The 11,710-nt window shown below is 42.2% G+C and carries 10 protein-coding genes; 5 read left to right on the forward strand and 5 right to left on the reverse strand.

Annotated elements, in window-relative coordinates; all coding sequences use genetic code 11:
• Positions 1-15: 15 nt before the first annotated feature.
• Complete coding sequence (hemH, locus tag ACSLUK_RS00470) at positions 16-1,041, forward strand: ferrochelatase (protein WP_448546520.1); 1,026 nt, start codon at positions 16-18, stop codon at positions 1,039-1,041.
• 95 nt (positions 1,042-1,136) lie between these two features.
• Here hemH and ACSLUK_RS00475 read toward each other — a convergent pair whose 3' ends face one another.
• From ACSLUK_RS00475 to pepA, 4 genes are all read right to left on the reverse strand, one after another.
• Positions 1,137-1,346 (reverse strand): cold-shock protein, encoded by a 210-nt coding sequence (locus ACSLUK_RS00475; protein ID WP_448546522.1) that lies wholly within the window; start codon positions 1,344-1,346, stop codon positions 1,137-1,139.
• A gap of 302 nt (positions 1,347-1,648) precedes the next feature.
• Complete coding sequence (locus ACSLUK_RS00480; protein ID WP_448546523.1) at positions 1,649-4,504, reverse strand: valine--tRNA ligase; 2,856 nt, start codon at positions 4,502-4,504, stop codon at positions 1,649-1,651.
• A 10-nt stretch (positions 4,505-4,514) separates the two neighbouring features.
• Entirely contained in the window at positions 4,515-4,991 is a 477-nt protein-coding gene (locus tag ACSLUK_RS00485; protein WP_448546524.1) for a DNA polymerase III subunit chi, read from the reverse strand.
• A gap of 18 nt (positions 4,992-5,009) precedes the next feature.
• Entirely contained in the window at positions 5,010-6,518 is a 1,509-nt protein-coding gene (gene pepA / locus ACSLUK_RS00490) for a leucyl aminopeptidase (RefSeq protein ID WP_448546525.1), read from the reverse strand.
• A 239-nt stretch (positions 6,519-6,757) separates the two neighbouring features.
• Here pepA and lptF point away from each other — a divergent pair, with 239 nt between their 5' ends.
• The 3 genes from lptF to ACSLUK_RS00505 all read left to right on the forward strand — a co-directional run bounded on the left by lptF (position 6,758) and on the right by ACSLUK_RS00505 (position 10,497).
• Complete coding sequence (lptF, locus tag ACSLUK_RS00495) at positions 6,758-7,885, forward strand: LPS export ABC transporter permease LptF (RefSeq protein WP_448546527.1); 1,128 nt, start codon at positions 6,758-6,760, stop codon at positions 7,883-7,885.
• Positions 7,885-8,949 (forward strand): LPS export ABC transporter permease LptG, encoded by a 1,065-nt coding sequence (gene lptG / locus ACSLUK_RS00500; protein ID WP_448546529.1) that lies wholly within the window; start codon positions 7,885-7,887, stop codon positions 8,947-8,949. Before lptF ends, lptG begins: the two co-directional genes overlap by 1 nt.
• Positions 8,950-9,108: 159 nt before the next feature.
• Positions 9,109-10,497 carry a serine hydrolase domain-containing protein gene (locus ACSLUK_RS00505; protein ID WP_448546531.1) on the forward strand — a complete coding sequence of 463 codons (1,389 nt, stop codon included), beginning with the start codon at positions 9,109-9,111 and terminating at the stop codon, positions 10,495-10,497.
• 89 nt (positions 10,498-10,586) lie between these two features.
• Here ACSLUK_RS00505 and ACSLUK_RS00510 read toward each other — a convergent pair whose 3' ends face one another.
• On the reverse strand, positions 10,587-11,087 hold the full coding sequence (locus ACSLUK_RS00510; RefSeq protein ID WP_448546532.1) for an RDD family protein: 501 nt from the start codon (positions 11,085-11,087) through the stop codon (positions 10,587-10,589).
• Positions 11,088-11,266: 179 nt separating this feature from the next.
• Here ACSLUK_RS00510 and ACSLUK_RS00515 point away from each other — a divergent pair, with 179 nt between their 5' ends.
• Entirely contained in the window at positions 11,267-11,671 is a 405-nt protein-coding gene (locus tag ACSLUK_RS00515; protein WP_448546534.1) for a hypothetical protein, read from the forward strand.
• Positions 11,672-11,710 lie beyond the last annotated feature (39 nt).

Here is an 11,710-nt window from a genome sequence, read left to right on the forward strand (position 1 = left end):
CTAAGGTTATTGAGTTTGAAATTATCACGATTTGTAGGGCGTGATCCAAGCGTCTTACAGGGCAATAAAAAAACAGGGGTGCTGCTTACCAATTTAGGTACGCCAGCAGCGCCTACTTCAAAGGCACTTAAAGCGTATTTAAAACAATTCCTTTCTGATCCGCGCGTGGTGGAAATTCCGCGTCTGATTTGGTTCATCATTCTTTATGGTATCATTTTACAGGTGCGTCCGAAAAAGTCGGCAGCACTTTACCAGAGTATTTGGACTGAGCAGGGGTCACCATTATTGGTTATTTCACAACAGATCCGCGATAAAGTGGCTGCGCAGCTTAAAAATGACTTAGGCGATGATGTGATTGTTGATATTGCCATGCGTTACGATGAACCTGCCATTAACAAGCAATTAGCGCGCTTTCAGGAACAAGGCGTTGATGAAATTGTTGTACTTCCCTTGTATCCGCAGTTCGCTGGCCCTACAACGGCGTCTACTTTCGATGCTGTCGTTAACGAAATTAAGCGCTGGCGCTGGACACCTTCGTTGCATTTTGTCTCGGGTTATCATGAAAACAACGATTACATAGAGGCTCTTGCAAATAGCATCCGCGAAGATTTCGAGCTGTACGGCAAACCACAAAAGTTAGTACTGTCTTATCACGGTATGCCAAAATTATTCCTAGACAATGGCGATCCGTATTACTACTTTTGCCAGCGTACAACGGCATTAGTTGCCGAAAAGCTAGGTATTACTGAAGCTGACTATATCATGACGTTCCAGTCTCGCTTTGGTAAAGCGGAATGGCTACAACCATATACCGATGAAACGCTTGAGCTGTTAGCAAAAGACGGCATTAAAGATATTGCGATTATCAGTCCTGCTTTTAGCGCCGATTGTTTAGAAACACTGGAAGAATTGGTGGTAGAAAATCGAGAGGTTTTCATGGAAGCTGGTGGCGAAAAGTATCGTTATATTCCAGCGTTAAATGATCGTGATGATCACTGCCAAGCAATAGCTTCGATCGTAAAAAAGCAATTAGGTAAGTGATTGTACAGGGTCAGAGTCAAATAAACATTGCTCCTTACTTTGAATTTAAGCAAGCATTAACTGTTTATTGACTCTGACCCCAGATAGATTCAATGCTAGGCGATAGAAACGTTTTCCGCTTCAGGCCCTTTCTTGCCTTGTTTAATATTGAATTTAACGGACTGTCCGTCAGTTAATGTACGGAAACCATCGCCAGTGATGGCACTAAAATGGACGAATACATCAGGACCATTGTCTTGTTCAATAAAACCAAATCCCTTAGATTCATTAAAGAATTTTACTTTTCCTGTCATAAGTTCTGACATTTTTACTTTTCCTGTATTACTAGTGAGCTTGCTGGAGTCGAATGTGCAGGGCTGAAGTCAAGTAAACTTAGCTATTAGGTGGCGACCTAAATTCTAGCTATGTATCAATTGCCTCAACCTCCAAACGGATAAATTCCGACACCGTATGTAAATTCAGTGTAGCACTGGTTTATTACTTTTTTCTTAAATTTTGCCGATATATCTTCACACTTATTTGTACTGGGTTGGAGTCAAGTAAACTCTGCTCCTGACTTTGAATTTACGTCAGTTTAAGTTGTTTGTTGACTCCGATCCCATGTGCTTTACAAACTAGCGATCTGTGCTTTTTGTTCGACCATTTTGGCTAAGGTGCTTTCTGCCTCGGCTAACTTTTCTTTTTCTTTGTTGATAACAGCTTCAGGTGCTTTACTCACAAAGTTTTCATTGCTCAGTTTGCCTTTGGTGCGTTGAACATCTTTTTCAAGCTTTTCAATTGCTTTGGTTAAGCGAGCGATTTCCGCTTCTTTATCGATTAAGCCTGCCATCGGGATCAACAACGACATATTACCAATCACGGCGGTAGCGGACGCTGGGCCTTCATCGTCGTCAGCAAGTACGGTCACTTGTTCAAGCTTAGCTAGCGCACTTAAGAACTGTTCGTTATCAGCTAAACGACGCGCGTCTTCGTCATTTACGTTTTTCAGTAACACAGGTAACGGCTTGCTTGGTGCGATGTCCATTTCGCCACGAATGTTACGAATTGCTACGATAAATTGTTTCACCCATTCTAAGTCAGCTTCTGCTTGCGTATCAATTTTGCTCTCGTCTACTTGTGGGAAGCTTTGGATCATGATGCTATCGCCATTAGCTTCAAAACTGGTTAGTGGTACAACTCGTTGCCAAATCGTTTCAGTGATAAATGGCATTATAGGGTGCATCAATCTCAGTAAAGCTTCCAACGTGCTAACAAGGGTATATCGCGTACCACGTTGCTCGGCCTCAGTACCTTTGAATAGCACTGGCTTAGTTAATTCCAAGTACCAGTCACAGAATTGGTTCCAAGTAAATTCATACAGCGCTTGCGCAGCTAAATCAAAGCGGAATGAAGCAAACGACTCATGAACCGTTTTAACTGTGTGCTGGAATTGCGTTTGAATCCAACGATCAGCTAATGAGAACGTCATATCACCGCCATTATTTCCACAGTCATGTTCTTCAGTGTTCATTAGCACGTAACGGCTTGCGTTCCATAACTTATTACAGAAGTTGCGGTATCCGTCTAAGCGCTTCATGTCCCAGTTAATATCACGACCTGTCGAGGCAAGGGCAGACAAAGTGAAGCGAAGCGCATCCGTTCCATGAGCATCAATGCCTTCAGGAAACTCTTTCTTAGTCGCCTTGGCAATTTTCTCAGCCAATTGCGGCTGCATCATATTGCCCGTACGCTTTTCGAGTAAATCTTCGATTGAAATACCGTCAATCATGTCGAGTGGGTCAATAACATTACCCTTAGACTTCGACATTTTATCGCCGTTTTCATCACGAATAAGTCCGGTTACATACACTTGCTTAAATGGTACTTGCGGTTTGCCGTTTTCGTCTTTAACAAAATGCATTGTCATCATGATCATACGGGCAACCCAGAAGAAGATGATATCAAAGCCTGTCACTAACACATCGGTTGAGTGGAACTTCTTCATGAGTTCTTCTTCGTTTGGCCATCCTAATGTAGAGAATGTCCAAAGGGCAGAAGAGAACCAAGTATCTAATACATCGTCGTCTTGTCTTAAATTCACATTTGATGCTAGTTGATGTTTTTCACGCACTTCATCTTCGTGACGACCAACGTATACGTTGCCTTCATCATCGTACCAAGCTGGAATTCTGTGACCCCACCATAACTGACGTGAGATACACCAGTCTTGAATGTCACGCATCCAGGCAAAGTACATGTTTTCATACTGTTTGGGTACAAATTCAATATCGCCGTTTTCAACCGCTTCAATCGCAGGCTTGGCAAGTGGCGCAACGCGTACGTACCATTGATCGGTTAATAATGGCTCGATAATCACACCTGAACGGTCACCGTAAGGCGCAACTAAGTCATGATCTTTAACGCTATCAAGCAAGTTTAAGTTCGCAAATGCTTCAACGATGGCTTTACGCGCTTCAAAACGATCTAAACCTGCAAATTCTGCTGGTAAGGCAGTCGAGAAAGCGTCACTCGGTTCACCGTTCGTATCATAAACTTCAGCTTCGGCTAAAATCGCAGCATCTTGGTCGAAAATGTTGATCATTGCTAAGCCACAACGCTTACCAACTTCATTATCATTGAAATCGTGAGCTGGGGTGATTTTTACACAACCTGTGCCTTTTTCCATGTCAGCATGATCATCGCCAACAATTGGAATTAAACGGTCAACTAATGGCAGTTTGACGAACTTGCCGATCAAATCTTTGTAGCGTGGATCTTCAGGATTAACGGCAACACCCGTATCACCCAACATAGTTTCTGGGCGTGTGGTAGCTACAACAAGGAAATTCTTGCCTTCGCTTGTTGTTGCGCCGTTTGCCAAAGGATAACGTAAGTGCCACATGTGGCCTTTTTTATCTTTGTTTTCAACTTCAAGATCTGAAATTGCTGTGTGCAGTTTCGGATCCCAGTTGACCAAACGCTTACCGCGATAAATTAAATCGTCTTGATACAAACGAACAAACACTTCTTGCACGGCATCACTTAAACCGTCATCCATAGTGAAACGTTCACGTGACCAGTCGATTGAGTTGCCTAACCGACGCATTTGTTGGCTAATGGTGCCACCAGAGTGTGCTTTCCATTCCCAAATTTTATCGATGAATGCATCGCGGCCGTAATCGTGACGCGTTTTGCCTTCTTCTGCTGCGATTTTTCTTTCGACAACCATTTGCGTAGCAATACCCGCGTGGTCAGTTCCTGACTGCCATAACGCACTTTTGCCTTGCATACGTTGATAACGGATCAAGGTATCCATAATGGTCTGCTGAAAAGCATGACCCATATGCAGGCTACCTGTGACGTTTGGTGGTGGAATAGCGATACAATAACCGTCGCCTTCTGTTGTAGGACTAAAATAGCCTTGTTCTTCCCAGCTTTTATAAAGGGATTGTTCGATATCCGCAGGATTAAATGTCTTTTCCATCACAAAATACTTAATTGGTTGTTGCAGTTGATTGTTGTTCTGAAATCACTTTTTGATGCTTAACATCAAAGCCGAGCTGCTTATATTGCTTATAACGCTCGCGAGCCGCGGTTTTTAATGACTCATTTTCAGGAACAAAATCAACAATAAATGAAAATTGATTGGCAAACGCAGGAACGGCGTTTGTTAAGTTGATTAATATTGGTCGCCTATTTCTAGGCGGTTGCCAGCTGATTTCAACTGGCGAACCATTTGCAGGCCCTTCACCTATTAGGTTATGAGGGACAAAACTGTCAGGATCAAAAGACCAGAGTAGCTCATCTATTTCATGCGCTTGTGTTTGTTCTTGTGTGTAAATAAACACGCGTTGATTCTGACGGTAAAAATAGGCTGCTTGAAAACACGCATGCACGTGCAACGCTTGTAATTGTTGCTCGCTGTCAAAGCGTGGATCATTCAGTTGATAGAACATCACTTGCGTGTTCACAATACCACCTATTTCGCTTTATTCGCCTTGCTCAGCACCTGAACGGTTAAGCAAGAACTGTGTAAGCATACTAACCGGACGACCTGTTGAGCCTTTATCTTTGCCGCCACTGCGCCATGCAGTTCCTGCAACATCTAAATGCGCCCAATGATATTTCTTAGTAAAGCGAGATAAGAAACAGGCGGCTGTAATCGTACCCGCTGGGCGACCACCTAAGTTAGTAAAGTCAGCAAATGGGCTTTCTAATTGCTCTTGGTAATCATCCCAAAGCGGTAAACGCCAAGCGCGATCGCCACTTTGATCTGACGCATTTAGTAATTCATGCGCTAGTGGATTATGCGTACTCAACAAACCTGTCGCATGTTTACCTAAGGCAATAACACAAGCGCCAGTAAGTGTCGCTACGTCGATAACAGCTTCTGGTTCATAGCGTTCAACATAAGTAAGGGCATCACATAACACCAAACGGCCTTCTGCATCGGTATTTAACACTTCAACAGTTTGCCCAGACATTGTTGTTAATACGTCCCCAGGGCGATATGCATTACCACCAGGCATGTTTTCACAACCAGCCAAAACGCCAATAACATTGATCGGAAGGTTTAGTTCCGCTAATGCGTGCATTGCGCCAAGTACGCCCGCAGCGCCACCCATGTCGTATTTCATTTCATCCATAGCTTCGCTTGGTTTGATAGAAATACCACCTGAGTCAAACGTCAAACCCTTACCGACTAAAACAATTGGATTGCTGTCGTCAGCTGCGCCTTTATACTTAATGATGCTCATGATCGATTCATTAACCGAGCCACGACCAACAGCAAGATAAGACTTCATGCCCAGCTTTTCCATTTCTTCTTCATTGACGAATTCTGTAGAAACAGTGTCATACTTATCTTCAAGCATTTTTGCCTGATCTGCTAAATATGCTGGATTACAAATGTTTGGTGGCATGTTTGCTACATCTTTACAGGTATTAATACCTTCAGAAACTGCTAACCCGTGTTCAATTGCACGTTCACCAATAGGCAACTCGCGGCGCGTCGGCACGTTGAATACAATTTTACGTAGCGGACGACGAGGCTCTTCTTTACGTGTTTTAAGAGTATTAAAACTGTATAAACAATCTTGTGTTGCTTCTACTGCTTGTCTAACTTTCCAATAGGTATCGCGACCTTTCACGTGTAACTCAGACAAGAAACATACCGCTTCCATTGAACCTGTTTCATTCAAGGTGTTGATTGTTTTGCTGATTATTTGTCGGTATTGGCGCTCATCTAGTTCTCGTTCTTTACCACAGCCAACTAATAATACACGCTCACTCAAGATATTCGGCACATGATGAAGCAGCAGCATTTGACCTGATTTACCTTCCAGATCACCTCTGCGCAATAGATTACTGATGTAACCTTCACTAATTTCATCAAGCTGTTCAGCGATAGCCGATAAACGACGCGGTTCAAAAACACCAACTACAATACATGCGCTACGTTGTTTCTCTGGGCTTCCACTTTTTACACTGAACTCCATGGGCTCTCCTCTACGTGATAAAAGTGCATCTTTTCAATAAAAAATGCGGTTTAACTTGCCTAAATCTACAAATAATAGATAAGCTTACTATGATTTGATATCAGCTAAAGGCTATAATTATAGCCGGACTCGTTAGCTTTAGCTAAAGGCTTATTAAATATTTTACTTATAAAAATGACAAGTTTACTTAATAATTGTCCAATTGTCAGAAAAAAACTAAGTTTTTGTAGGATCTCTTTGTGATCGTTTTTCGTTATTTGTTAAAAGAAGTCACCAAAACACAAATTGCTGTGTTTTTGGTGCTAATGACTATATTCATTAGTCAGAAATTTGTAAGGGTGCTTGATGACGCATCTGAGGGTGGAACGCCCGGTCATCTTGTTATGGTTTTTATCGGCTTAAAAGTGCCTGATCTAGCTGGTATGATTTTACCATTGAGTATGTTTCTCGGTATTCTGCTTGCTTATGGTCGGATCTATGCCGACAACGAAATGACCGTGCTACATGCCTGTGGAGTGAGTGAATGGTACGTAGTTCGTGTTACGTTAATACTCGCCTTTTTTTCGGCAATCGCTACAGGAATTTTTACGCTGTACCTTGCCCCGTTGGCTTCTGAATATACCTATCAAGTAAAAGAACAACTTGCAGCTGATTCTGGCTTATCTACGCTGGTACCGGGGCGATTTCAGGAAACAGGCAATCAAAAAGCGGTGGTGTTTGTTCATGATAAAAATCGAAGTAATGAAACGCTTGAAAAGGTTTTTGTTGCACAGTTGCCTGACAAGCAAGGCAGTATGCAAAGTGTGATAAATTCCAGTTTGGTATACGCCAAGTCGGGTAAGGTGGTTGAAGAAGAAAAAGGCGCTCAACGACTGGTACTGGAAGAAGGGACAAGGTATCAATATGACCAAGAAAATGAACAGTTTAGGCGTGTGTCATTTGGTAAATATTTCATTGAAATCCTAGAACAAAAAGTTGAGCACAAGCGAAGAAAGCTTAGTGCTGTTCCTACAAAAGAGTTATTTTCACAGACTATCCCTGAATATCAGGCTGAAATTCAATGGCGATTAGGTTTTCCTATTGCGTGCTTGATCTTAACGTTAGTCGCAGTGCCTTTGAGTGTCGTTAACCCTAGGCAAGGTAAATTTGCCAAGATGTTACCGGCTATTCTTTTATTTTTAGGCTATTACTTGTTGCTCATCGCAATGCGCTCAGCCGTTGAAAATGGCAGTGTTCCTAGCATTATCGGATTTTGGCCAGTGCATTTAATTGCGCTGATATTTGGCATCAGTTTATTAATGAAAAGCCGAAAGAGCGGTTTGAAATTGAAGTCGAAGTTGCCTCGTTTTCGTAAGGGGGCCCAGTAATGAAGATACTTGACGTTTATATCGGTCGCATTGTTGCATCAACGACATTCTTAACTTTAGCCGTATTTACGAGCCTCAGTGGCATTATTAAATTTGTTGAGCAAGTAAGAGCGGTTGGCCGTGGTAACTATGATTTATCACACGCTGCGCTTTACGTGCTCTATGCTGTGCCACGGGATATAGAGTTATTTTTTCCTATGTCGGCACTTATTGGCGGATTGATAGGGATCGGCATGTTGGCGAGCAATAGTGAACTAGTGGTGATGCAAGCTGCAGGCTTGTCACGTTTTACCATTATTCGTTCGGTGATGAAAACGGCATTGATACTCATTGTTATCAGCATGGCTATTGGTGAATTTGTAGCACCTCGAGGCGAGGCAGCCGCTCGAGAAGTGAGGGCTCAGGCTATCTCCGGCGGAAGTCTTATTTCAGCTAGCAGTGGTATATGGGCGAAAGATGGCGAATTTTTTGTTCATATTGGCGAAGTAGAAAGTAAGAACAAACTCAATAATGTGCAAATTTATCGCTTTAATAGCGATCTTAAGCTCTCAAGTTGGTTGGCCGCAGATAGCGCTACCTACATTGGTGATTCTTGGCGCCTAAAAAACGTTGTTGATACCTATATTACCGATACGGAAGTTACCACGGAAAAATTGTTGAATAAAACTTGGCAGTCTTCTCTGACGCCAGATAAATTAGGTGTGGTAATTGTTCCTGAAGAATCTCTATCAATTCGAGATTTAATCGAATACTTAGATTATTTGGAAGAAAATGCTCAGGATCCAAGCCGTTATCAACTGGCATTCTGGCGTAAGTTAATGCAACCACTAACGGTTGCAGTAATGTTGCTGGTGGCATTGTCGTTTATCTTTGGTCCGCTTCGCTCGGTATCAATGGGCGCACGAATTATGATGGGATTAGCCACGGGTATTCTATTTTTTATTGTCAATGAAGTACTAGGGTCGTTGAGTATCGTGTATCAGCTACCAGCAATATTCGGCGCAACGATGCCAAGCTTGATTTTTGTGTCTGTGGCCATTTACTTGATTAAACGTAAGGCTTAAGCGCGATTTCCTCAAATTTTAGAAAGCAAGTGTCCACTTGCTTTCTTCCTACCGTTTCACGTTACATTAAACGACTTGATAAATAATTCAGCGAATTTGAACTATTTCATGATGTGTCTCGACAATATTAGAGAGCACACAAATTTATAGGGAAATCGTATGAAATATATAAGTGGTTTACTTTCGCTCGCTGCGTTTATGTTTTTTGCCAGTGCCAGTGCCAGTGCCCAAGAGACACCTTCCGACACTCAACTTGAACAAATACAGCAGTTAGTTCAAGACAAGTTTCCTACCTCCGGTGCTGGTGCCGCGGTACTGGTCTTAAAGAATAATAAAGTGGTTTATGAACAAGCGTTTGGCCAAGCCGTGATTGAGTTTCAAGTGCCTATGCGTACCAACTCGCTATTGAATCTTGGTTCAATCACTAAGCAATTTACTGCCGTTGCTATTTTAATGTTACAAGAAGCGGGCAAATTATCGTTAGAGGACAATATTGCCCAGTACATTCCTGAATATCAGCAAACCAAAAAGAACATTATTACTATCAAACATCTGTTAACCCATTCTGCTGGTATACCGAACTATGATGGAAAAAATGGCTATACGCACCACGGTACCGACAAAGATAGCTTTGAGGATCTCTTGGCCACATTCAACGCACTGCCGCTGGAGTTCAAACCCGGTAGTAATGTGAATTACTCCAATAGTGGCTACATATTGTTGGGCAGAATTATTGAGCAAGTCAGTCATATGTCCTACCCAGAATTCATTTCTACGCGCATATTCGACAAACTTGGTATGAAAAACTCTCAATTTTATGATTACTACTCGGTTGTACCAGGACTTGCAAAGGGATACGAGATTGAAGAACAGGCACCAAATAAAATAGTTCATGGAAAAGCGGTTAAGCCTAGTTTACTCGGTGATGGCGGCATCGTGTCGACGCTTGCTGACCTAACTAAGTGGTACAAAGCGCTAGACACCAATACTTTAATCTCTAGCCAAAGCCTAGCATTAGCGCATACTGCGTATATATTGGAAGATGGCCGAAACGCTAAAATAGGTTTAGGTTGGAAAGTAGCGAGTTTAGGCCCATTCAAAACTGTAGAGCATGGTGGAAATAATCATGGATTTGAGAACTACATTCTTCAATTACCTGAAAAGCAGTTAGTTATCATGGTTTTTACTAACCTCAATCGCAGCTACCCAGGAAGTTTGGCCGAAAAAATTGCTGCGGTGGTAACAGGGCTTCCATTAGATGAAAAACAACAAGTTGCGTTATCAACTGCACAGCTAGAGCGATTTGCAGGCAAATATCAATATGCGGACGGTGATATCAGAGCGATACAAAGAGAGGGCGATATTTTAGTGTCGGTCAGAGACGGTGGTAAAAAATCACGACTAATTCCGTTTGAAGATAACAAATTTTATTTTGCCGACGCCCCTGTTTACTGGCTCAGATTTGAAAAGGATAAAGTGACAGGTGCTAACATGATGTATTCTGAAAGTAGAGTTTCGCCTTATATTCAGGCCAAACAAGTGCTTTGATTGGCGCACGTGCACAGAGACGCTTGTCCTTCGTGGTTGAGCGTCTTGAACTAGATAAATCGCGCGGATTGGTATAAAACATTGCTGGATCAGATTTTTTGCTTGTTAGCGTCTAAAGAAATCACAACTACTTCTGTGTTAGTTAAACGGTCTTGTAAGCTTAGTTTGTTTTTTCTGTCAAAAATTACCGTTAAATTACCAAGCCCCAGTAATGTTGGCAGTATCCTTTTAACTGCTGTTGCTTTGGAAATTAAACTTCCATCTCGATTTTGTACGCGTAAACGCCACGCTTTCATCCCTAAGGTTTGGCCGCTACGCGTCCAAAAAAATACAAAAAAATAGGCGACCCAAGCAAAGCTCCAAGAGTAAATCAAGGTGCTATAGAGTAACGAGGATTGCTGCACATCAATTAAGTGCTCATGTCCACCCATATTGACCAGCCCAAGCTCGGCAAAGCCCTTAAAGATAAAAAAGCCAATCGCACCAGCTACCATATAAACCGCAATTGCAACGAGAACGTCGTAAATCCAAGACGCGAAACGGCGGCGAAAACCTGCTCGGGGAAAATCTTGATAGGGAAAATCAGGCATAGAATGACATCTTGTTAAAATTTCGCGCTAGTTTATCAAAGCCAAGTTAAAAAGGTAATAGGCTGCACAGAATAGCGGAAACGCAATAAATTGCGTACTATGTTCAACAGTGCTTTTCAACAAAAACTGCTAACCTTATTAGAAGGGTAGTGATGGCGTCGTATTTTTAGAGGTAGGCAATGCAAGTTGATTATGATGCTCACGGGGAATGCAGCATTCAAATTGTCGATGATATTATACTGATTGAAGCAAAGGGGCCGTGGAATTTAGAATTCACACGAGACTTGCATCGCAGGCTATCTAGTGTCGCGTCAAACTTTGCTGAAAACCAAACATTTCTACTGATCCGTTTTTTTGGAGAGGCAATTGCTGTTGAAGAGGCAATAAATGAACACATTAAATTTATTAACTATCGTCGAGCTACCGCAGTAGCAATTGACTTTTCCAATTGTACAACTGCGCATATGTCGCGGGACATCTATACTCGCATCTACAACTTGACCCAACAGAAACACCGCTTTTTTGACGACTATGATGAAGCTTGGGCATGGATCAAAAGTCAGCAATCTGCAACAACAGGATAAGGGCAAGATAGAAACCCACCCTTACCCCGTTATCATCTA

The organism is Thalassotalea fusca (assembly GCF_053485835.1).

Coding starts and splice junctions, on each gene's coding strand:
- lptG (WP_448546529.1), top strand. CDS start 7,885: ATGAAGATACTTGACGTTTATATCGGTCGCATTGTTGCATCAACGACA.
- ACSLUK_RS00505 (WP_448546531.1), top strand. CDS start 9,109: ATGAAATATATAAGTGGTTTACTTTCGCTCGCTGCGTTTATGTTTTTT.
- ACSLUK_RS00475 (WP_448546522.1), bottom strand. CDS start 1,346: ATGTCAGAACTTATGACAGGAAAAGTAAAATTCTTTAATGAATCTAAG.
- ACSLUK_RS00515 (WP_448546534.1), top strand. CDS start 11,267: ATGCAAGTTGATTATGATGCTCACGGGGAATGCAGCATTCAAATTGTC.
- ACSLUK_RS00510 (WP_448546532.1), bottom strand. CDS start 11,087: ATGCCTGATTTTCCCTATCAAGATTTTCCCCGAGCAGGTTTTCGCCGC.
- ACSLUK_RS00480 (WP_448546523.1), bottom strand. CDS start 4,504: ATGGAAAAGACATTTAATCCTGCGGATATCGAACAATCCCTTTATAAA.
- pepA (WP_448546525.1), bottom strand. CDS start 6,518: ATGGAGTTCAGTGTAAAAAGTGGAAGCCCAGAGAAACAACGTAGCGCA.